This window comes from Actinacidiphila sp. bgisy167, assembly GCF_057707665.1.
Map to the genome: position 1 here is coordinate 97,661 of NZ_JBYIQP010000010.1, position 20,407 is coordinate 118,067.

Annotated in this window: 19 protein-coding genes; 6 read left to right on the forward strand and 13 right to left on the reverse strand. The window is 74.9% G+C overall.

Annotation, left to right across the window (positions count from 1 at the left end; all coding sequences use genetic code 11):
• Positions 1–28: 28 nt before the first annotated feature.
• Positions 29–1,222 carry a hypothetical protein gene (locus AC3ET4_RS06470; protein WP_431946843.1) on the reverse strand — a complete coding sequence of 398 codons (1,194 nt, stop codon included), beginning with the start codon at positions 1,220–1,222 and terminating at the stop codon, positions 29–31.
• Positions 1,223–1,619: 397 nt separating this feature from the next.
• Between AC3ET4_RS06470 and AC3ET4_RS06475 the strand changes: the two genes are divergently transcribed.
• Both AC3ET4_RS06475 and AC3ET4_RS06480 read left to right on the forward strand, forming a co-directional pair.
• Positions 1,620–1,835, forward strand: coding sequence for a hypervirulence associated TUDOR domain-containing protein (locus tag AC3ET4_RS06475; RefSeq protein WP_431946845.1), 216 nt, complete (start codon positions 1,620–1,622; stop codon positions 1,833–1,835).
• A gap of 3 nt (positions 1,836–1,838) precedes the next feature.
• A complete protein-coding gene (locus AC3ET4_RS06480) occupies positions 1,839–2,189 on the forward strand; it encodes a DUF3140 domain-containing protein (RefSeq protein WP_431946846.1) in 351 nt (116 codons plus the stop codon).
• 89 nt (positions 2,190–2,278) lie between these two features.
• On the opposite strand, the gene AC3ET4_RS06485 is transcribed toward AC3ET4_RS06480, so the two are convergent.
• Both AC3ET4_RS06485 and AC3ET4_RS06490 read right to left on the reverse strand, forming a co-directional pair.
• Positions 2,279–3,088: an SDR family oxidoreductase gene (locus tag AC3ET4_RS06485; RefSeq protein ID WP_431946848.1), complete on the reverse strand. Its 810-nt coding sequence runs from the start codon at positions 3,086–3,088 to the stop codon at positions 2,279–2,281.
• Positions 3,079–3,825, reverse strand: coding sequence for an SDR family oxidoreductase (locus tag AC3ET4_RS06490; protein ID WP_431946850.1), 747 nt, complete (start codon positions 3,823–3,825; stop codon positions 3,079–3,081). Before AC3ET4_RS06490 ends, AC3ET4_RS06485 begins: the two co-directional genes overlap by 10 nt.
• Positions 3,826–4,363: 538 nt before the next feature.
• Here AC3ET4_RS06490 and AC3ET4_RS06495 point away from each other — a divergent pair.
• From AC3ET4_RS06495 to AC3ET4_RS06505, 3 genes are all read left to right on the forward strand, one after another.
• Entirely contained in the window at positions 4,364–5,632 is a 1,269-nt protein-coding gene (locus AC3ET4_RS06495; protein WP_431946880.1) for an MFS transporter, read from the forward strand.
• A gap of 381 nt (positions 5,633–6,013) precedes the next feature.
• Positions 6,014–7,216 carry a PP2C family protein-serine/threonine phosphatase gene (locus AC3ET4_RS06500; protein ID WP_431946852.1) on the forward strand — a complete coding sequence of 401 codons (1,203 nt, stop codon included), beginning with the start codon at positions 6,014–6,016 and terminating at the stop codon, positions 7,214–7,216.
• Between the two features lie 39 nt (positions 7,217–7,255).
• Entirely contained in the window at positions 7,256–7,777 is a 522-nt protein-coding gene (locus AC3ET4_RS06505; RefSeq protein WP_431946854.1) for an AAA family ATPase, read from the forward strand.
• 40 nt (positions 7,778–7,817) lie between these two features.
• On the opposite strand, the gene AC3ET4_RS06510 is transcribed toward AC3ET4_RS06505, so the two are convergent.
• From AC3ET4_RS06510 to AC3ET4_RS06555, 10 genes are all read right to left on the reverse strand, one after another.
• Positions 7,818–8,858, reverse strand: coding sequence for a glycosyltransferase family 9 protein (locus tag AC3ET4_RS06510; RefSeq protein ID WP_431946856.1), 1,041 nt, complete (start codon positions 8,856–8,858; stop codon positions 7,818–7,820).
• Entirely contained in the window at positions 8,855–10,255 is a 1,401-nt protein-coding gene (gene rfaE2, locus AC3ET4_RS06515) for a D-glycero-beta-D-manno-heptose 1-phosphate adenylyltransferase (protein ID WP_431946858.1), read from the reverse strand. The genes AC3ET4_RS06510 and rfaE2 overlap by 4 nt, the downstream gene beginning before the upstream one ends.
• The gene (locus AC3ET4_RS06520; protein WP_431946860.1) at positions 10,252–10,881 is read right to left on the reverse strand and encodes a D-sedoheptulose-7-phosphate isomerase; all 630 of its coding nucleotides are present in this window, start codon (positions 10,879–10,881) and stop codon (positions 10,252–10,254) included. Before AC3ET4_RS06520 ends, rfaE2 begins: the two co-directional genes overlap by 4 nt.
• Positions 10,882–10,924: 43 nt before the next feature.
• Positions 10,925–12,172, reverse strand: coding sequence for a glycosyltransferase (locus AC3ET4_RS06525; RefSeq protein ID WP_431946862.1), 1,248 nt, complete (start codon positions 12,170–12,172; stop codon positions 10,925–10,927).
• A complete protein-coding gene (locus AC3ET4_RS06530; protein ID WP_431946864.1) occupies positions 12,169–13,134 on the reverse strand; it encodes a glycosyltransferase in 966 nt (321 codons plus the stop codon). Before AC3ET4_RS06530 ends, AC3ET4_RS06525 begins: the two co-directional genes overlap by 4 nt.
• Positions 13,131–14,162, reverse strand: a complete 1,032-nt coding sequence (locus AC3ET4_RS06535; protein ID WP_431946866.1) for a glycosyltransferase family 9 protein — start codon at positions 14,160–14,162, stop codon at positions 13,131–13,133. The genes AC3ET4_RS06530 and AC3ET4_RS06535 overlap by 4 nt, the downstream gene beginning before the upstream one ends.
• The gene (locus tag AC3ET4_RS06540) at positions 14,159–14,776 is read right to left on the reverse strand and encodes a D-glycero-alpha-D-manno-heptose-1,7-bisphosphate 7-phosphatase (protein WP_431946868.1); all 618 of its coding nucleotides are present in this window, start codon (positions 14,774–14,776) and stop codon (positions 14,159–14,161) included. The genes AC3ET4_RS06535 and AC3ET4_RS06540 overlap by 4 nt, the downstream gene beginning before the upstream one ends.
• 4 nt (positions 14,777–14,780) lie before the next feature.
• The gene (locus AC3ET4_RS06545) at positions 14,781–15,824 is read right to left on the reverse strand and encodes a glycosyltransferase (RefSeq protein ID WP_431946870.1); all 1,044 of its coding nucleotides are present in this window, start codon (positions 15,822–15,824) and stop codon (positions 14,781–14,783) included.
• Complete coding sequence (locus AC3ET4_RS06550; RefSeq protein ID WP_431946872.1) at positions 15,821–17,482, reverse strand: carbamoyltransferase family protein; 1,662 nt, start codon at positions 17,480–17,482, stop codon at positions 15,821–15,823. The genes AC3ET4_RS06545 and AC3ET4_RS06550 overlap by 4 nt, the downstream gene beginning before the upstream one ends.
• Positions 17,483–17,695: 213 nt before the next feature.
• Positions 17,696–18,652 (reverse strand): NAD-dependent epimerase/dehydratase family protein, encoded by a 957-nt coding sequence (locus tag AC3ET4_RS06555; protein WP_431946882.1) that lies wholly within the window; start codon positions 18,650–18,652, stop codon positions 17,696–17,698.
• 351 nt (positions 18,653–19,003) lie between these two features.
• On the opposite strand from AC3ET4_RS06555, the gene AC3ET4_RS06560 reads away from it, so the two are divergent.
• Positions 19,004–20,047, forward strand: coding sequence for an NAD-dependent epimerase/dehydratase family protein (locus AC3ET4_RS06560; protein ID WP_431946874.1), 1,044 nt, complete (start codon positions 19,004–19,006; stop codon positions 20,045–20,047).
• Positions 20,048–20,407 lie beyond the last annotated feature (360 nt).

Below are 20,407 nucleotides of genomic sequence, written 5' to 3' on the forward strand. Positions count from 1 at the left end.
TCTCCTCTCGCAGAATCGGTCGCGCCCGCTACCGCTGCGGGTCCACGGGGTGCGGGCCTTCCGTCTCCTCCCGGTAGTCCCGGCCGAACATCTCCTGGTGCTGGGCCATCACCCGGTCGCTGGGCGGCGCCTCGCCCTCGTGGAGGCGTTCCTGCATCTGCTCGAACCGCTCGTGCGCCTCGCGCACATAGCCGGTGCCCAGGGTCGTCAGGTCCATCTGGGTCTCCAGCAGCTCGCGTAGGTACGCCTTGTTCGGCTCGAAGGTCAGCACGTTCGGCAGCGCGGGCGCCAGAACCTCCTCGGGCTCCCGGCCGTCGTGGCGGCGCATCAGGTCGCAGGCCACCCGCAGGTGCTCCAGCTCCATGTTCAGGTGCAGCTCCCAGATGGCCTTCACCTTGGGATCGCTCTCCTGCTCCATGAAGGAGTAGTAGAGGTAGCACTCGTTGTACTCGTGGTTGACCAGCTGCTCCCACCACGTCTCACCCGGGTCCACGAGGGACTCGTAGTGCGTGACGTGCTCTTCCTCGATGAGGCCGATCTCCTGGTACAGCTGGCGGGCGATCGGCTCCATGTAGGTGGGGCCGGTGTTCATGTAGAAGTTCATCGTCTGCTGCTCCGCCGCCATGATCGTCAGGGCGTGGAGCTTGGACAGCGGATTGACGCTGGTGCGGTCGTACGGCTCGCGGACATTGTCGACCGGGTTGCGGTGGTGCAGCGGTGTGGGCCGTCCGGGCATGACCTCGGTCAGGCCGTCGACGATCGACTCGGCCTTGCGGTGCTCGATCATCTCGTACAGGTTCGCGTACCGGTACAGGTGGTCGAAGTCCTCCAGCACACCGAACTCGTAGGCCTGCTTCAGGTACGGGTCCGGCTCCATGCGGGCCACCCAGGCGGTCAGGTCGACCGCGACCTGCTCGTAGGCGATCGTCGTCTCCAGCACCGACGACACGCCCGGCAGAAGCCAGTTCACGGCCTTCTGCTGCTGTGCCTCGATGTACCGCGTCCTGGCGAGTTGCTGCTTGACCTGGACGTCGTCGCAGTTGCGGGCGAGGTGGTGGCCGAAGAAGATCGCCTCCGTCTCGATCCCGTTCATCGCGATGATGCGACACCGCGTGTACGGGTCCGCCGCGTCCGGGTCGATGGGCTCCACGTTCAGCTCCCGCCAGCTGCGCAGCTGACGGTCGAGCGGGATGCCCCGCTGCTCCAGGGGGTTGAAGGTCACGGCACTACTCCTGCTTCAGCGCCCTCACCGTGGTGAGGCCTGGGGTTCGTTGCCGGGACGGCCTCATGTGCGAGGCAGTCCCGTGCTGTGGTCGACTGCGCCGGCGAGGCGCCCCCCTGTGCTCCCGCGAGGCGGCTACGTCCCGTAGCCGGGCCCCGGCCGTACGGCGGGGCCGGCGCACGGCCCAGGAAGGATCGGGGAGGTCGGACCTGGCGTTGCGGCGCCGTGAACAGCCTGGCAGCCCCCATGCGGAGCCGCACTCGGGGTGCCCGCGTCCGTGTGAGGAGGCGGTGCACGCCGGGCGGGCCGGCTGCCCGCAGAGGTGAGGAATCGGACGAGACGGCAGGGGCAGGCGCATGAGGGCAGGGGTGGGTGGGGTGTCCCGAGGAGGTGTGCCATGGCCGAACGCGATGTCGGCAAGGGCGACCAGGTGTCGTGGAAGAGCCACGGCCAGAAGGTGACCGGACGGGTCAAGAAGAAGATCACGAAACGGACCCGGGCGGCGGGTCGGACCGTCGACGCCTCGCGCGAGGAGCCGCAGTACGAGGTGGAGAGCGACAGGTCAGGGCGCACCGCGGTGCACAAGCCCGGGGCGCTGCGGAAGGAGGACTGAGCCATGGCCGAGGCCGAGCGGCGCGACGACCGGAGGCAGACCGTGGCCGCCTTCGAGGAGGCCGTCAACATGACCGCGGCGCAGCTCGAGAAGTGGCTCGGCACCGAGGCGTCGCAGAGCGTCGGACAGAGCGACGGACACGGCGGTGGTGAGAGCGTCGGCCATGCCTCGGGCCGGCGCATCGTCACACTCCTGCGCACCAGGAAGGGCGATCTCAGCGACGACGACCTGGCGCACATGCGCAAGGTCGTGGGCTACGTCCACCGCCACATCAAGCAGCGGCCCGGCGGCGACGTCACCGACACCAGGTGGCGGTCCTCGCTGATGAACTGGGGCCACGATCCGCTCAAGTGACCCGGTTCGCGCGGGATGAGGCCACTGGTGAGCGAGGCCCCCCGCTCTGACGGACCTGCCGCCACCTCCCACCGCTGTCGCGTGGTGCCTCAGGGGCGTCGCCAGGAGTCGTCCCCGAGATGGGAACCAGCCATCGGCCCCATGCGCAGCATGCCGCCGTCGACCGCCCAGGAGGCGCCGGTGACGTAAGCGGCGTCGCGGCCGGCGAGGAAGGCGATGACGGCGGCGACCTCCCGGGCGTCACCGGGACGGCGCAAGGGGATGCCGGGCCGTGGCACGGCGTGGACATCGGCGTCCTCCTGGCCCGTCATCGGGGTGGCGATCTCCCCGGGTGCCACGGCGTTGACCGTGATGCCGTACTCCGCCAGCTCCAGGGCCATCACCTGGGTGAGCAGACCGAGGCCGCCCTTCGCCGCACAGTAGGGGGCGGCGCCGACCCGCGGCTGGTGCTCGTGGACCGATGTGACGTTCACGATGCGCCCGCCGCCGCCCTGGGCGATCATGCGGCGGGCCGCACGCTGGCCGCACAGGAACGGCCCGACCAGGTCGACGTCGACCACCTCCCGCACCGTCGCCAGATCCAGTTCGAGGAACGCCGTCATGGTGCCCGTACCGGCGTTGTTCACCAGGATGTCGACGCGTCCGAGACGGTCGACGAGCCCGTCGAGGACATCGGCGGCCGCGGGGAGGTCGGTCAGGTCGAGCCGGCTGACCTCGGCCCGCCGGCCGTGCCGGCGGACCTCCTCCGCGGTGGCCTCCGCCCCGTCGCGGTCGCAGTGGTAGGTGATGCCCACGTCCAGGCCGTCGGCGGCCAGGCGCACCGCGGTGGCGCGGCCGATGCCGGAGTCGGCCCCGGTGACGACCGCGACGCGGCCCGTCGCGTCCGCCGTCACGGCCACGAGGGCTCCCTGCGCGGCACGACGACCAGTTCCGACAGCGCGCTGCCGACGGGCACCGACAGGGCGTACAGGACGGTGTCGGCGACGATCTCCGGGCTCTGCAGCAGAGAGACGTCGGCGTCGGGGAACCGCTCCAGGATGAACGGGGTGTGCATGCCGCCCGCGATGACACCTGTCACCCCGATGCCCGGGCAGTCGCGCTGCGCCTCCTGGAACAGGGTGTGGGTGAAGGCGCGCAGGCCCGCCTTGGAAGCGGCGTAGGGTCCGGCCTCGGTCCAGGTCCGGGTCGCCGCGGTCGACAGGATGTTGACGATGTGCCCGCCGCCGCGGGCGACCATGCGCCGGTAGGCCTCCAGGACCAGGTACACCGGGCCGAGCAGATTGGTGGTGACCACCCCGGTCACCTCCTGCGCGCTGAGGCGCTCGATCGGCTTCGACACGTCGACGGCGGCGTTGTTGACCAGGATGTCCACCGGCGTCCGCTCCTCGTCCAGATCGCGGAAGACGGTCGCGACGGCCGCGGCGTCGCGGATGTCCAGTTCCACCACGCGGGCCGAGCCGCCGTCGCGGGTGATCCCGTCGCACACCTCCTGGGCCAGGTCCTTGCGTACGTCCGCCACGAGTACGGGCGCCCCGGCGGCCGCGAGGCGGCGGGCGACGGCCGCGCCCAGTCCGCGCGCCGCGCCGGTCACCAGGGCCTGCCGGCCGTACAGGTCGACGTGGACCGCCTCACTCATGCCGATCCGCCTTTCGCTCGGAGACCCGGGAGACCGGGAAGGGACGTGCCGCGGCGGCGCCGCCCTGTCGCTCTCCACTCTGGGCGCCGTCACGGCCCCGGGCATGCCGGGCAGGGCAACGGTGTGCCCGGCGGCGTGGGGCCGGGCTGTGACCAAGCCCACGCGATGCCCCGGAGCCCAAGGCGCACGCGGGCTGCGGCGGCGCGGACCGGGCGCCCGCGCCGCCGCGTGGCCCCGCTCACAGGGGGCGCTCTGACACGCTGGGCGGCGCCATGGCCGGGTCGGACCCGATGCCGTGGCAACCGTCCGTCGGCGAAGGCGCCGCGCCGCTCCCGCGGCATCGCGGGGGTCGCGGCCCTCCGCCCTCGCCCGCCTTGTGCGCCGCAGGGCTCGTCCCCGATCACACATCACCATGTCCCTCTCCTCGTCCGTCCCGTCCGCCGCCGTGAGCGCCCAGAGCGCCGAAGGCGCCGCGAGCGCCGCCCCTGCCGCGGCCGGCGACTCCCGTTCCCCGTGGCGTTCCCTGCGCTACCGGAGCATGCGCTGGTGGTCCGTCGCCAACTTCGTGTCGAACACCGGCACCTGGATGCAGCTGACCGTGCAGAACCTGCTCGTGCTGCACCTCACGGGCTCCGCCGCCGCCACGGGCCTGTCGATCTCGGTACAGGCCGCTCCGGGCGTCCTGGCGAGCCTTTTCGGCGGCGCCGCGGTGGACCGGTGGCCGCGGAAGCTCACCGCCGGAGTCAGCCAGCTGCTGCTCGGCGTGGTGGCCTTCGTCACGGCGGCCCTCGTGGCCACCGGCGGCCTGTCGATGGGCGTGCTGATGGCGCTGGCCGCGGTGACCGGCGTCATCGCCACCGTCGACGGGCCCGCCTGCGCGCTGCTGGGCAACGACCTGGTCCGCAAGGAGGACGTGCCCTCGGCGATCGGAGTAGGCTCGCTCATCACGAACGCCGGCCGGCTGGCCGGCACCGCCCTGGCCGGGGTGGCCGTCGCCGGGTTCGGCACGGCCGCGGCCTACGCCGCCAACGGGCTGTCGTTCTGCTTCGTCGCCGCTGTCATCCCGTTCCTCCGCCCGGTCGGCGGCGCGCTCACCCGCTCCAGGGGCGGCGCCCGCCCGGCGCCTCGTGCGCGGGCCGCGCAGGAGCAGGAGGCGCTGACCGTGCGGCAGGGCCTGGCCTTCTTCGTGCGCCGCCCTCGGCTGATGGCTCTGGCGGGCGTCACCACCCTCAGCGCCGTCTTCGGCCGCAACTACCAGCTGACACTCGCCGTCCTGGTCACCGGGCCGCTGGCGGCGGGCGCCGGCGCCTTCGGCACCGTCTCCACGGTGCTGGCGCTGGGCGGAATCTGCGGCGCGGTGCTCGGCGCGCGCTTGCGCCGGCCCTCGGTGCGCCTGGTCGGCGTGCTCGCCGCGGCGGGCGGTCTGCTGCAGATCGTGGCCGGGCTGTCGCCGTCCTTGGCGCTGCTGCTGGTGATGGTGCTGCCGATGGCCCTGGTCGAAGCGGTGTCCGACACGGCCGGCACCACGGTGCTGCAGACCGACCCACCGCCGCACCTGCGGGGCCGGGTGCTGGGCATCTGGGGGAGCGTGCGCACCCTCAGCGGGCTGGCCGGACCGCCGGCGCTCGGGTTGTTCATGCAGCTGGCGGGGGCACGGGGAGCCCTGGTCGGAGGCGGGGCGCTCATCGCCGCCACCGTGGCGGCCGGCTGCCTGGTGCGGCAGCGCCGTACGGCCCGTCCCGTGCTCGTGCGGCTGTGGAGCCGGGCGGGCGCCGCCTCGCGAGCGGCGCTCAGGACCGCGGCGTAGCCCACCGGCGGCATCACGGCTCGATCTCCGCACGGGGCGGCCCTCGCCGGACGCGGGCGAGGACCGCCTGGGGGAGCGCGGCCGGGCCGTGGCCGTCGGGAATGGCGCGGCGGAAGATGGCCTGGGCCGACGCTGACGCGTTCCCGCACTTCGCTCCGGGGTGAGCGTAGCAGTGTGCGTTCGCCTCGCTGCAGAACGCGGTCGCCGAGACGCCGAAAGCCGCACCTGGAGTCGGAGGAAGCCCCCGGCCGGCCGCGCCCCGTCCCCGGCAAGGCGCAGGGCCGCACAGGTACACCGTGACCTCAGGACGTCCAGCGGATGCACCGGGTGCCCGTCTGGCGTGAGATGGAGACGGGATGTCGTCGCGGATCGGCGGGACGGATGGGTGCCAGGGAAAGTGACTCGGCCATGGACGCGCTGCTGGACGCGTTGCACCGCGCAGAACCGGGACGGCTGCCGCACGTCGTGCAGCGGCACTACGCGGACCTCGGGCTGGAGAAGACCACCATCTATGTGGCTGATCTTCAGCAGAACGTCCTGGTGGCGCTGCCGGACGACGAAGGCGGCCGGCCTCCGCAGCAGCTGCCCATCGACGCCAGCCTGGCCGGTTGGGCCTACCGGTCCGAGTCCCCGCGCATCGAGCCGGGCGAACATGACACCGTCGTGCTGTTCGTGCCGATCATCGACGGAGTGGAGCGGCTGGGCGTGCTGCGCGTCGAGACGAGCGCGCTGAACGCCGCGACCGTCCGGCGCTGCCAGTCCGTGGCCGCCCTGGTGGCGATGGCCCTGGCGACCAAGGGCGCCTACAGCGACGTGCTGGCCCGTACGCAGCGCGCCGCGCCGATGGGCGTGGCGGCGGAGATGGTGTGGGCGTTCCTGCCGCCCCGCACCATCGGCACCGAGCTGATCACCTCCACCGCCGTGGTGGAGCCCGCCTACGAGGTCGGCGGCGACGTCTTCGACCACTCGGTGGTCGACGACGTCCTGCACACCGCCGTGGTAGACGCCATGGGCCACGACCTGGCGGCCGGCCTGACCTCCTCGGTGGTGCTGGCGGTCTGCCGCAACGCGCGCCGCGCCGGCGCCGACCTGCCGGAGATCCTGGACACCGTCGAAGAGCACCTCCAGCGGCTCTTCCCCGAGCGCTACGCCACCGGGACCTTCCTCAGCCTGCAGACGACCACCGGGCGTCTGCGCTGGGTCAACTGCGGGCACCCGCCGCCCTATCTGCTGCGGGACGACGCCCTGGTGCCCGGGGCGTTCCACAGGGAACCCGGACTGCCGCTGGGGACGGGTATCGGAGCGGCAGGACAGCGGCAGGTGCACGAGGTGCGCCTGGAGCCGGGCGACCGCGTCCTGCTCTACACCGACGGCGTCACCGAGGCCCGGCTGACCGGGAGCGCCTTCGGCGAGGAACGCTTCATCGACTACATCAACCGTGCGGCCGCGGCCGGGGAGCCGGCGCCGGAGGTGCTGAGGCGCCTCGTCCACGCGATCCTCGGATCGCAGGCCGGGCGCCTGAGCGACGACGCGACCATCCTGCTCTTCGAATGGCATCCCCTGCGCCAGGCCCAAATGCCCTGACGGCACCTCTGGCGCCCGGCGACCGGATAGGGTCGCGCGGTGATCATCTGGCTGAACGGAACCTTCGGCGCAGGCAAGACGACGACGGCGGCCGAGCTCACCCGGTGGGTGCCCGGTGCGCGGGTCTTCGACACCGAGCACGTCGGCTACATGCTTCGGCACGTGCTCGAGAAGGCCGTTCCGGTGCGGGACTTCCAGGAGTGGCCCCCGTGGCGGACCCTCGCGGTCGCCTCGCTGGTCCAGGTGCACGGCTATGTCGGCGGGACGCTGGTCGTGCCGCAAACCGTGCTGGTGGAGGCCTACTGGCGGGAGATCGAGGCCGGACTGGAGCGGGCGGGCCTGCCCGTACGGCACGTCGTGCTGCACGCGGACCCGGACACGCTCACCCGGCGGATCGAGGGCGACACGGTGGAGACCGGCGCCCGGCGGTGGAGGCTGGACCACCTGGCGGAGTACGAGAAGGCCCTGCCGTGGCTGCGGGCGGCGGGGACCGTGGTGGACACCACCGACCAGCCGCCGGTAGCGGTGGCGCGGCGCATCGCGGAGTCCGCCGGGTCCTGAAGACCGGCGGCCGCCTTCTCACGGGGCGCGGTCCTCGGCCCTACCCGGCTCGTCCCCGGTGGACGCGGACGCGGGTGGTGCCGTCCGGGGCACTCACCGGGCGTGGCGCCCGCATCGCGTCGCGGGCGGCGTGCAAAACCTCGTCCACCGTGATGCGCAGCAACCGTTCGTCGGGCCGCAGGCCGTGCGCGTCGCCCGGCCGGGCCGCGCCGTGCCGGTCCCCGTGCCAGAGCACACGGTGGCAGGGGCGGTGCGGAGGGCCCCACAAGCGCGGCGACACGGGGCCGAAGAGCACCACCGAGGGGGTGCCGAACGCCGAGGCCAGGTGCGCCAGACCGGTGTCGCCCACGATGACGCACCGGGCGTGCGCGACGAGGGCGGCCAGGCGGGTGAAGGGCACGTCGGCGGTGCCGCCCAGCACGTCTCCCGCGGCGAGGCCCGCTCGGTGCGCGACCCGCCGGGCCAGCTCGGCCTCTCCGGCGCCCGCGGTGATCACCACCCGGTGGCCCGTGCGCCGCAAGCGGTCCGCGACAGCCGCGAACTGCTCCGCGGGCCAGCGCCGTGCCGGTGCGTCGGCGCCCGGGTGGACCACCACCGCACCGGGGGCCGGCGAGGCGGCGCGCGGCCGGAGCAGGGCCAGGTCGGAGGGGTCGGCGGGTAGGCCGTACCAGGTGAGCAGACGGCACCAGCGGGCACGCTCGTGTTCGTCCTCGTGCCAGACCGGGCCGACCAGGGCGGGGCTGCCCGGACGGGCGTAGGCGAGCAGCCGTTCCGGCCGCAGGCGCTGGAGCAGGAGGTGGCTGGGCGGCCCGTTGCCGTGCAGGTCCACCGCGAGCCGGGGCGGTGGGCCGCGCCAGGGGAGGGAGTCTGGGACGGCCCGGCCCGGGGCCGCCGCGGGCAGCAGGCGGTCCACCGCCCCCGTCGCGGCGCAGACGCCCGCCAGTCGCGCGGGGGCGGCGAGCACCAGCTCGTGGTCGGGCAGGGCCCGGCGCAGCGCGCGCAGGGCCGGGACGGCGGTCAGAAGGTCGCCCAGGCCGAGGGCGCGCAGCACCAGGACCCGCGGCCGTGCGGGGCCCGTCATGGCGCGGGGGGTCGCACGCTGGCGGCGGCGCGGTGGGCGAGCCGGGTGGTGGAACGGCCGTTCAGGTAGGGCAGGACCACGCACTGACCGCCCCAGGACCGTACGGCCGCGGCCTCGGGAAGCGCGTCGGCGTCGTAGTCGCCGCCCTTGGCCCACACCTCGGGGCGAAGCCGGCCGAGCAGCGAGGTGGGGGTGTCCTCGTCGAAGACGGCGACGGCGTCGACGCATTCCAGTCCGGCCAGGACGCGCAGCCGGTCGGCCAGCGGCGACAGGGGCCGTCCCGGGCCCTTGAGCCTGGTGATCGACGCGTCGGAGTTGACGCAGACGATCAGGCAGTCCCCGATCCGGCGGGCGCTCTCCAGCAACCCGACATGGCCCGCGTGCAGCAGGTCGAAGCAGCCCCCCGTGGCGACCACGGTGCCGCCGCGCGCGCGGACCTGCTCGGCGAGCGCGAAGGGGTCGGTCCGCGCCTCGGCCCGGACGGCGGGCTGGGCGTGGCCGGTGCTCCACAGGGCCGGGTTGCCCGCCCCGCCATCCGCCACGAACGCCGCGGCCTCGGCGACGCCGCGCTGGACGGCCTCCTCGGGGAGGCAGCCGTCCGCCAGTGCCCCGGCGGTCTCGGCGGCGAAGCAGTCGCCGGCGCCGCAGGCGTCGCCGGCGGCCCGGTACGGGGCCGGCACCAGCATCGGTGATGCCGCTCCCGGCCTGGTGAGCAGGACGCCGCGTTCGCCGAGGGTGACGGCGACGGCCGCCGCGCGCCAGCGGCCGGCCAGTTCGGAGCCGGCTTCGGCGCAGGAACGCAGGGAGGCGTCGGCCGCGGCTCCGTCGGCGAACGCCCGCACCTCGGCGGCGTTCGGCGTGACGAGCCGCGCGCCGGGCACGGGGGTCTGCCCCCGCGGATGGGGGTCCCACACCACCGTCGCCCGGCGTCCCAGCGCCGCCAGGTGCTCCCGGACGGCGGTGGCGGTGCCCCTGCCGTAGTCGGCGACCAGGACGGTGTGCGCCTGCCGCAGCGCCTCGGCGACGGCCCTGCCGGGGCGGCCCGGGGCGCCGTTTCCCCGGTCGACCCGGACCAGGGGGCGCCCGTCGGCCAGGACCCGCGTCTTGACGGGCAGCGTCCCGTGCAGCGGGAGTTCCACCACCCTGACCCGGGAGGTCAGCAGACGGCGTACGGTCGCGCTGGCCGGGTCGCCGCCGAGTGCGGTGACCAGCAGCACCTGCCTGCCGCCGCGGGCGGCCAGCACCGCCGCCAGGGCGGCCCCGCCGGGCCGGTGCCGGTCATGGGCCACGTCGACGACCGGCGCGGGGGCGTCCGGGGCCAGTCGCGCGCAGACCCCCTCGATGTCCTGGTCGAGCAGGGCGTCGCCCACGACCACCAGCGGTGCCCGGGCGGTCATGACGTCCTCCGGCGCACGGCGGCGGGGGTGAACGGGTCGGCCCCGGGAGAGGTGAGGGCGTCGTCGAAGCACGCGCACAGCAGATGGACGGCGACCAGGTGGGTCTCCTGGATGGTGGCCGCACCGTCGGCGTCCACGCACAGCGCCTCGTCGGCGGCGTTCGCCAACGGGTTGGGCCGGGGCCCTGTCAGGGCCCACACGCGCAGGCCGGCGGCCCGTCCGGTCCGGGCGGCGGCGAGCAGATTGGGGCTGCGGCCCGAGGTGGACAGCAGCACCAGCACATCACCGGGGCGGCCGTGCGCGGCGACCTGGCGGGCGAAGACCTCCTGGTACCCGTAGTCGTTGCCGATGGCGGTCACGCTGGACGTCTCCGCGTGCAGGGCGATGGCCGAGTACGCCGGACGCTCCTGCTGGTAGCGGCCGACGAGTTCGGCCGTCAGATGCTGGGCCTGGGCGGCGCTTCCGCCGTTGCCCGCCGCGAGGAGACGGCCGCCGAACGGCAGCACCGCCGCCAGGTGGGCGCCCCAGGCGGCGACCTGTTCCACGTTCTGCCGGCGGAACCGGGACAGGGCCTCCTGCAGGGACTGGCAGTGCCGCTGCACGCTGTCGCGTGTGTAGTCGCTCATCCCGGTCCTCCTCGGTCGGCTGGGTGGTTGGTGGGGCGGCCGGTCAGTTGCGGGCCGCGGCGGCGGGCGTCCCCGCGCGGGAGGTGAGGACGTCCTGGTAGACGCGCTCGGTGGACTCGGCGACGCGGGACCAGGAGAAGCGGCTGAGGACGCGTCGCCGGCCTGCCGCCCCGCAGGCGGCGCGGGCGGCCGGGTCGGCGAGCAGCCCGCGGACGGCCAGCGCCAGAGCGGTGGGGGAGCGGGGCGGGACGAGCCGTCCGGTGCCGGGGTCGGTGACGGTGTCCAGGTGGCCCCCCACGGTCGTGGCCACCACCGGGCGGCCGCAGCTCATCGCCTCCAGCGGGACGATGCCGAACGGCTCGTAGTCGGCGGGGCAGACCACCAGGTCCGCGCCGCGCATGAGCAGCGCGATCTGCTCGCCGGGCACTCCGCCGGTGAAGCGCACCCGGTCGGCCACCCCGCTCGCCAGCGCCAGGCCCCGCAGCCTGCGCACCTCCGCGTCCTCGTGCAGACGCTCCCGCGCGGGGCCGCCCACGACGACCAGTTCGGCGCCGGGCAGCCTCGGCAGTGCGGCGATCGAGACGGCGGCGCCCTTGCGGGGGACCATCCGCCCCACCTGCAGCAGACGGTACCGGTACGGGCCGCGCGGGGCGGCGGGCCCCAGCGGGGTGAAGCGGTCCGTGTCCACCCCGCAGGGCACGACACTCACCCGGTGCTCCGGTATCCCCATCGCGGCCAGTTCCAGCACCTCGTCACGGCATGTGGCGATCACCCGGTCGCAGCCGATGCCGACTTCCGTCTCCCAGACGACGCGGGAGGCGGGACTTGTGTCGGCGGCTCCCTGGTGACGCCGCTTGACCGTGCCCAGCGCGTGGTAGGTGTGCACCAGCGGCAGGCGCAGCTGCCGGGCCGCCTGCAGACAGGCCACGCCCGACATCCAGAAGTGCGAGTGGACGACGTCCGGCGGCCGCAGCCGCCAGGACCGTGCCAGGTGACGGGCGAACTCGGTCATATGCGGGAGCAGTTCGTCCTTCGGCACCGGATGTGGCGGGCCCGCCGGCACATGATGGACCTCCACGCCCGGGCACAGCGGCACCAACTGCGCCAGGTCGGGCGCGTCCCGGCGGGTGTAGACGGTGACGCGGTGGCCGCGTCCGGCGAGCGCCGCGGCCAGCCTGGCGACATGCACGTTCTGACCGCCCGCGTCGACGCCGCCCAAAGTGGCGAGCGGACTCGCGTGCTCCGACACCAGGGCGATCGCCATGGAGTCGGCGGTGTGGCGACCGTTCATGGGCACACCTCCTTGAGCAGGCGCTCCCAGTCGTGCAGGAAGCGTTTCAGTCCGTAGCGCTGGAGCGCCGCCTGACGGGCCCGCGCGCCGTCCTCGGCCGCCGCGGCGGGGTCGTGCACATAGCGGCGGGCCGCGGCGGCCAGCACCTCGGGGCGAGTGGAGACGGTGCCGGTGCCCGGGGTGACGGCCTCGACGACCTCGGTGGTGGCCAGGGCCACGACGGGCATGCCCAGGTGCATGGCCTCCAGCAGCGACAGCCCCAGTGACGTCCAGCGCACCGGGTGCAGGTAGAGGCGCCGCCGCGCCATGGCGTCGTGCAACTCGAACTGGGGCAGGTCGGCCGTGCGGCACCGTTCGGGGGGCACCTCCAGGTGCTCGGCCAGTCCTTCGGTGCGCATGCCGAAGACATCCAGTGGCACGGCCTCGGACAGCGACAGCAGCAGGTCCGTTCCGGTGAACCGGCCGCGCCGGACGGGTTCGTTGACCACGACCGCCGCGCGGGGCAGGGTCCCGCTGTAGCGGTGGCCCGGGTCCACGATGCCGTGCTCGATGACCACCGCGCGGGTGCTTCCGTTGTCCCAGAACAGGCGGTTGAAGTGGGTGACGTGCACCAGGGTGAGGTCGTCGCGGTCGGCGAACGGATGCCGGGTGCAGGGCACCCGCCCGGCCGGGGCATTGTGCTCCAGATAGACGGCGGGCACGTCGCGGCCCGGCAGGCGGCCGTCCAGCCACCGTGCGGCCAACTCGAGTTCGTGCGGCCGCTGCAGGAGCACCAGGTCCACCGGTTCCTCCCGCAACCGCGCCGGGGTCACCTCCCGGACCGTCGCGGGCCAGGGGAAGGTGGCGGCCCGGCCGCGTCCGTCGGGACCGCGCCCGTCGGTGACGGGTACCAGGTAGGTGTGCGGTCCCTGGACGAACGCCGTCGTCCAGGATCCGTGCACGTGCCACAGCAGAATGTTCACGGGAGTGCGCCTCCTCGGGTGCGGCCGGTCAGGCGGTCGACGGCGGCCAGGACCGCCGCGTCGTCCACGGCGTCCAGACAGGGATGTCCGGGGACGGGGCAGCGCCGGGCGCGGCTGCCCGCGCAGGCGGCTTCCTGATCGCCCAGCAGCACGTGCGGCACTCCGTACGGGCGCCACCGCCCGGCCGGCACGACGGGGGAGAACAGGCAGACCACCGGCGTTCCCACGGCTGCGGCCAGGTGCATCGCCCCGGTGTTGCCGACCACCACGGCCCGCGCGGAACGCAGCACTCCGGCGAGTTGGGGCCAGTCCGTGGCGCCGCCCAGGTCCAGCCCGTGGTCACCGGCGACCGCGGCGGTCAGGTGCTTCTCCTCCCGGCTGCCGGTGACCACCACCCGGTGGCCCGCGGCGGAGAGCGCCGCCACGGCGCGGGCGGCCCGGCGGACGCTCCACCGCCGTGCCTCGACCGCCGCGCCGGGGTGCACGACGACGTACGGGCCGGGGCCGGTCAGACGGGCCGTGCCGGGCGGCCGCAGGATGCGCAGCCCGCCGTCGTCGCCGTGCGGCAGCGGGAACCCGGCGGCGCGGGCCAGGTCGAGCGCGGCGGCCGCCTCGTGCCTGCGGGGCCGCCTGGTGTGCCGCAGGTCCAGCAGCGAGCCGGGGTAGTCCTCGCAGTCCGCGCAGACGTCGCCCACGCCCGCCAGCTTGAGCAGCAGGGCGACCGGCAGGGGGCTCTGGTGGAAGGAGACCAGGATCAGAGCCCGGTCGAACCGGCCCGCGCTGATCCGCCGCACCACCTCGCGCGTCGCCTCCGCGGACACCGGGGCCGGGTCCAGCCCCACCCAGGGCGCGTCGTGCACCAGCACCTCGTCCACGCCCGGCAGCATCCGCGCCGCCGGCAGGCCCAGGGGCCCGCACAGCAGGGCGGTGTGCGCCGAGTGCGCGGCGACAGCGCGCACGGCCGGTCCGGCCAGCAGGACGTCCCCCGCACTGTCCAGCCTGACCACGAGGGTGCGCGGCGTGCTCACCGTACGGCTCCCGCCAGCACCATCCGCACCGCCTCGAGAAGATTCTCGGCGGTGGACCGGGCCGCCCGGATCTCTCGCGGGCGGGTGGCCGGGGTGGGCACCAGGATGCCATGCGCGCCGGCGGCCTCGGCGGCGGCCACGTCGGAGCCGATGTCCCCGATGACGGCCACGTGCGCGGCCGGCACCCCCAGCCAGTGGGAGGCGGCGAGGACGAGGCCCGGCGCGGGCTTGCGGCAGCCGCAGCCGACGAGGTGCGGGCACACCGCCCACACGGCGAACGGCCCGAGCAGCGTCTCCGTCCGCCGCCTCACCGCCAGGATCTGATGCTTCGTGAGCAGGCCGCGGGCGACCCCGGACTGGTTGGACACCACGCCGACGGGGATGCCGCGGTCCCGCACGGCGTCGACGGCCTCCCGCGCCGTGGGCATGGGCTCCACCCGGTCCGGGTCGCCGTTGTAGGGCACGTCGGCGACCAAGGTGCCGTCGCGGTCGAAGAGCACCGCCTGCGGAAAGCCTCGGGGCGGCGGTGTCGAGGCGCCGGGGAAGAGCCACGGCCCCCACATGCCGCCGAGTGGCGGGCCACCCGAGGTCCCGGTGGTGAAGCGGGCGGTCATGTCCTCACCTCCTCGGCCGGCTGTTCCGCCGCCGCGGGCGCCCGCGCCGGGAGCCGGCGCAGCGGCGCGACACGCCGGTGCTCACCTGGCCGCGCAGCCAGTGCCAGGTGGCGGCGGGCGGGATCACCGCGCTGGTGAGCGCCATCGCCGTCACCTCGGCGCGCGACCGCGGGCCGGGGGCGATCCGCGCCCAGGCGAACTCGGCGGTGCCGGCGAGCCAGAGGGCCGCGCAGCCCGCGGCGGCGGAGCGACGGCCGAACGCCGCCAGCGGGAGCGCCGCCGCCGCGGCGGCGGTGATCAGCACATGGCGGCGCAGCCGGCCGCGCGGCGCTCCTGCCCGGCCCCACCAGTGCCGTCCATGCAGACGGGTCATCAGCACGTCATCGGCGTTGCCCGCCTGCAGGCGCACCGAGATCCACCGGCCGGCCGGGCGCACCGGGTGGACGGTGGTGCGCCGCCCGGCGGCCAGGGACCAGCCGGCGTCGAGGACGCGCAGCGCCAGGTCGGCGTCCTCGCGGAAGGCGCGGCGGAAGCGTTCGTCGAAGCCGCCCACGGCGCGCAGGGCCTCGGTGCGGTAGGCCATGTCGGCGGTGATCCAGCGCGCGGTGGCCAGTCCGGCGGTGTTGCGTTCCCAGTCGGTGGCGGCCCGGCCCTCGGGCAGCGGCACCTGGATGCGGGCCGTGACGGCGGCGGTGCCGCCACCGGCCGCGGCCAGGTCGCCGGCCAGATCCGCGGCCCACGTGGGTCCCGGGACGACGTCGTCGTCGAGGAAGACCACCCAGGGCACCGAACCGGCCAGCCGCCAGCCGATGTTGCGGGCGGCGGCCGGCCCCGCCGCCCGGCCGCGGACCACGGTCGTGCGCGCGCGCAGGCCGGGGGACACCTGCAACGGCGGGCACTCGTCGCCGGGCCGGTCGTCGACCACGACCACGGCCGCGGGAGGGGGTCCGGCAGCCGCGTCGAGCGCACGCAGGCACACCTCCAGGCTGGGCCGGCCCAGGGTGGGGACGACCACGGCGTAGTCCGGCCCGTCCCTGCGGGGCCTCATCGAGGACCGCCCGCACCATCGGCGAACAGCTCCGCGCGCCGTACCGCGTACGGGCCAATGGCCAGCAGGTCCACCGGGGTGGAGCCGAAGCACTCCAGCGCGTCGCGCGGGTCGTCCACCATGGGCCGGCCGGCGGTGTTGAGGCTGGTGTTGACGACCACCGGCAGGCCGGTGCGCCGCTCGAACTCCTCCAGCACCCGCGCCATCAGCGGTTCGGCGGCCGGGTCCACCGTCTGGATGCGGGCTGTCCCGTCGACGTGGACGACCGCGGGGATGCGCTCCCGCCAGGCCGGCGCGACGTCGTGCACGAAGAGCATGTACGGGCTCGGCAGGGGGCCGTGGAAGATCTCCTCGGCCCGGCCGGCGAGCACCATCGGCGCGACAGGCCGGAACTGCTCGCGTCCCTTGACGTCGTTGAGGCGCTCCAGGTTGCCGGCGTGGCCGGGGTGGGCGAGCAGCGAGCGGTGCCCGAGCGCACGCGGGCCGTACTCGGAGCGCCCCTGGAACCATGCGACGATCGCGTTGCCGGCCAGCGCCTCCGCCACGGCGACGGCGATGTCGGCCGGCCGCTCGAAGGGGACCGCCGCGGTCTTGAGGAAGGCGCCGAGCTCCGCGTCCGTCCACTCCCGGCCGAGGTCCGCGCCGGGCATCGGGGCGGGATCGTCGCCGCCGGTCGCCGCCAGGTACAGGGCGCCACCGAGCGCCGTGCCGGCGTCGCCCGCGGCGGGCTGCACCCACACCGTGGCGAAAGGGCCCTCGGCGGCGACACGGGAGTTCGCCACGCAGTTGAGCGCCACGCCGCCCGCCATCGTCAGCAGGCCGTCGTGCGTCCGGCCGTGCAGCCACCGCACGAGGTCCAGCAGCACCTCCTCCAGCACGGCCTGGGCACTGGCCGCCACATCGGCGTGCTCCTGGGTCCACGGCTCGTCCACGGCGCGGGCCGGGCACAGCTCGGCCCAGGGCACGCCGCCCGCGTGGAAGCCGCCGTCCCCGGTGGAGTACACGTGCCGGCGCAGCTCGCCGAGCATGCGCGGCCGGCCGTACGAGGCCAGGGCCATCACCTTGAACTCGTCCGAGGAGCGCAGGAAGCCCAGGTGCTCGGTGAGTTCCTCGTAGACCAGGCCGAGGGAGTGCGGCAGCCGCTGGGCGTGCAGCGGCTCCAGCCGGTCGCCGACGCGGTGGGCCGCCAGGTGCGAGGTGCTCTCCCCGCGTCCGTCCAGGACCAGCACCGACGAGGAGCGGGCGTCGCGGGCGGCGAAGGCGCTGGAGGCGGCGTGCGCCATGTGGTGTGCGACGAACCGCACCCGGTGCGGGTCCAGGCCGGGAAGGGCGGTGGCCAGGAAGGCGGGCGCCTGCCGCGCGTAGGTCAGCCGGACGTGGTCCCAGGGGTCGTCCAGTCCCATGTCCTCCGCGGGACGTGCCAGCGCGGGGTTGAAGGAGTACGCGACGGCGTCGAGGTCGGCGGGCCGCAGCCCGGCCCGCCGCAGGCACCAGGCCGCCGCCTTCTCCGGCAGCTCCCAGGCGGAGAAGGGCACGGGGCGCTTGCCGTGCTTGCGCCGGGAGAAGCGTTCCTCCTCCGCGGCGGCCACGGTGCGGCCGTCGACGACAAGGGCGGCGGCCGGGTCGTGGAAGAGCGCGTTGATTCCCAGGATGCGCATGGCGTACCGGCCTTTCACGGGACGGCGACGGGACGTGGGACGTCGCGGAGGGCGGAGGGCGGACGGCGGAGGGCGGACGGCGGAGGGCCGGACGGGGGACGGCGACGGGACGTGGGACGTCGCGGAGGGCGGACGACGGACAGACGGCAGACGGCGGAGGGTGGCGCGTCGGGCGGACGCCGTGAGCGGGCGGGGCCGTCGTGGACGCGGAGGTCAGCCGGCGGCCGGCTGGGCGCGGAACCATGCGATGGTGCGCCGCAGCCCTTCCTCGGCGGTCACCGACGGCTCCCAGCCGAGCTTGTCGCGCGCCAGCGTGATGTCCGGGCATCGCACCGCCGGGTCGTCGGTGGGGCGGTCGATGAAGCGGATATCGGAGGCGGAACCGGTGAGTTCGATGACCAACCGCGCCAGCTCGAGCATGCTGAGCTCGGCCGGGTTGCCGATGTTCACCGGCCCGCGCATGCCGTCGGCGGCCACCGCGAGCACGCCCCGCACGGTGTCGTCGACGAAGCACAGCGACCGGGTCTGGCTCCCGTCACCGGTCACCGTGAGCGGCTCCCCGGACAGTGCCTGGCGGATGAAGGTGGGCACCGCCCGGCCGTCGTAGCCGCGCATACGGGGCCCGTAGGTGTTGAACAGCCGCACGATGCCCGCGTCCGTGCCGCGGCTCTCCGCCTCGGCCGTGACCAGCGCCTCGCCGAAGCGCTTGGCCTCGTCGTAGACGCTCCGCGGTCCGACGGGGTTCACATGGCCCCAGTAGCGTTCGTTCTGCGGATGCTGCTGCGGATCCCCGTACACCTCGGACGTGGACGCGAAGACGAAGCGGGCGCCGTGGTCGCGGGCCAGCGCCAGGGCGTTGCGGGTTCCGAGGCTGCCGGTCTCCAGCGTGTGCAGCGGGAGCCGCAGGTAGTCCGAGGGGGAGGCGGGGGACGCGAAGTGCAGCACCAGGTCCGCGTCGCGGTGCACGGCCAGGCCCTCGGCCACGTCGCCCGGAGCGAGGGTGAAGCCGGGGCGGCCGTGGAGCGCGGAGAGGTTCTCGCGGCGGCCGGTGCTGAAATCGTCGACGCAGGTGACCGCCGTGCCGGCGTCCAGCAGCGCGGCACACAGGTGGGAACCGAGGAACCCGGCACCGCCGGTGACGACGGCGTGCTCCCAGGGGGGCGAGGACATGCGCGTCATTCGATCTCCTCCCGTCGGGCGGATCTCGCCGCAGGCGCGGCTGACGTGCCACTCCTCACCATCGGCCCCGGGGGGTGAGGAGGCCCGTCCATGTGCGCCGTTCGGGTGAACGCGGGCTTCGGGCCATGCGCCCCGTTCCTGCCGTCGGCGCAGGTCATGAGGGTGGAGCCGGAGGGGCGAACGCGGAACCCGGGGGCGGGCGCCGGGCCGGCGCGGTGGTTGAACGGAGCTTCGGCGGGGCAACCCGAAGGGCGTACCGCCCGTCTGGGACGCCGCCGGGCCTCGCGGCCGTCCGTCGGCACGGCCCGCCGTCCCAGGTCCCGTGCGAAGGAAGGGGCCCGTATGACGCCCCCCGCTCCTCTCACGCCGCCCCTGCCATGGCGACGCGCCCTCGTCACCGGCGGCGCCGGCTTCCCCGGCACCGCGCTCTGCGAGTATCTGCTGGACGCGGGCGTCGACGTCGACTGCGCCGACCGCGCCACCAAGGCGGCGCGCGTCGGCCATCTCGGCCCCTGCCCCGGCTTCCGCTTCCTGCCGTGCGATCCGGCCGATCCGGAGGCACCGGGGCTGCTGGACGGTCCGTACGACGTCGTCCTCCACCTGGCCTGGCCCGATCCGGGAGAGCGCCGTGCCGACCCCCTCCGCGCCCTCGAGGCGGGCTGCGACGGCACCCGCCGGGCCCTGGCCATCGCCCATCGGGACGGCGCCCGGCTGCTCTTCGCCTCGGCCTCCGAGGTCTACGGCGAGCCGCGGACGCACCCGCAGCGCGAGGACGACCCGGGATGCGTCGACCCGGTCGGGCCGCACTCGCTGGCCGCCGAGTCGCGGCGCTTCGCGGAGGCGCTGGTCACCGCCCATGTGGCCGCTCACGGCAGCGACGCGGGCATCGTCCGGCTGTTCTGCGCATACGGGCCGCGGATGCCGGCGCACGAAGGACACGCCGTACCCACGTTCATCCGCCAGGCGCTGGCGGACGAGCCGCTGACCATCACCGGCGACGGCACCCAGACCCGCTGCCTGTGTTATGTGGACGACGTCGTCGAGGGGATCCTCACCGTCGCCGCGAGCCGCTCCGTGCGGCCGGTCAACATCGGCGGCACCCAGGAGATGTCGGTGACGGACCTGGCCCGCAGCGTCCTGGACCTGACCGGCTCCAGGTCCCCGCTCCGCTTCGTCGACCGGCCGCCGGGAGAGCCCGAGCACCTGAGGCCCGACACCACGCTGGCGACGGAACTGCTCGGCTGGCGGCCCCGGGTGTCCTGGACGGACGGGCTGAAGACCACCATCGCGTACTTCGCGGGCGCCGCCGGACGAACGGAGCTGCCGCACGCCGCGGCCCGCGAGCCGGCGCGCACCGGCCGGCGTCGTCGTCCTGCCCGGGGATGACCGGGCCGCTGCGAGGCCGTCCCGCGGGCGTCCAGGCACCCTCGATCGCGGCGTCGCGGTGTTCCCCCGCCCGCCGCGGAGTGTGCCCGGCTCCTGCCAGGGCAGTCGAGGAGCATGGCGTCACCCCGAACGCCGCTCCAGGCGTCCGGCGCAACGTCGCCCGAAAACACGATCTGCGGGCACTCCGAGGAGCGGCCATGCGGCACGACACCCCATCAGACGACGCGCGGGGCACGCCAGCGCCCCCCGAGGAACGGCACGAGCAGCGGCCGGCCGACGCAGGCGGCTTCGGTGCTGCGGCACGCGAGCGGGACGCGGGAAGCGAGGCTCCTGAGGCGGCACGCGACGTGCCGCCTCCGG

Bases quoted from the DNA above. Each gene is read 5' to 3' on its own strand.
- AC3ET4_RS06475 (WP_431946845.1), top strand. From the start codon at position 1,620: ATGGCCGAACGCGATGTCGGCAAGGGCGACCAGGTGTCGTGGAAGAGC.
- AC3ET4_RS06480 (WP_431946846.1), top strand. From the start codon at position 1,839: ATGGCCGAGGCCGAGCGGCGCGACGACCGGAGGCAGACCGTGGCCGCC.
- AC3ET4_RS06490 (WP_431946850.1), bottom strand. From the start codon at position 3,825: ATGAGTGAGGCGGTCCACGTCGACCTGTACGGCCGGCAGGCCCTGGTG.
- AC3ET4_RS06495 (WP_431946880.1), top strand. From the start codon at position 4,364: ATGCGCTGGTGGTCCGTCGCCAACTTCGTGTCGAACACCGGCACCTGG.
- AC3ET4_RS06500 (WP_431946852.1), top strand. From the start codon at position 6,014: ATGGGTGCCAGGGAAAGTGACTCGGCCATGGACGCGCTGCTGGACGCG.
- AC3ET4_RS06510 (WP_431946856.1), bottom strand. From the start codon at position 8,858: ATGACGGGCCCCGCACGGCCGCGGGTCCTGGTGCTGCGCGCCCTCGGC.
- rfaE2 (WP_431946858.1), bottom strand. From the start codon at position 10,255: ATGACCGCCCGGGCACCGCTGGTGGTCGTGGGCGACGCCCTGCTCGAC.
- AC3ET4_RS06520 (WP_431946860.1), bottom strand. From the start codon at position 10,881: ATGAGCGACTACACACGCGACAGCGTGCAGCGGCACTGCCAGTCCCTG.
- AC3ET4_RS06525 (WP_431946862.1), bottom strand. From the start codon at position 12,172: ATGAACGGTCGCCACACCGCCGACTCCATGGCGATCGCCCTGGTGTCG.
- AC3ET4_RS06540 (WP_431946868.1), bottom strand. From the start codon at position 14,776: ATGACCGCCCGCTTCACCACCGGGACCTCGGGTGGCCCGCCACTCGGC.
- AC3ET4_RS06545 (WP_431946870.1), bottom strand. From the start codon at position 15,824: ATGAGGCCCCGCAGGGACGGGCCGGACTACGCCGTGGTCGTCCCCACC.
- AC3ET4_RS06550 (WP_431946872.1), bottom strand. From the start codon at position 17,482: ATGCGCATCCTGGGAATCAACGCGCTCTTCCACGACCCGGCCGCCGCC.
- AC3ET4_RS06555 (WP_431946882.1), bottom strand. From the start codon at position 18,652: ATGTCCTCGCCCCCCTGGGAGCACGCCGTCGTCACCGGCGGTGCCGGG.
- AC3ET4_RS06560 (WP_431946874.1), top strand. From the start codon at position 19,004: ATGACGCCCCCCGCTCCTCTCACGCCGCCCCTGCCATGGCGACGCGCC.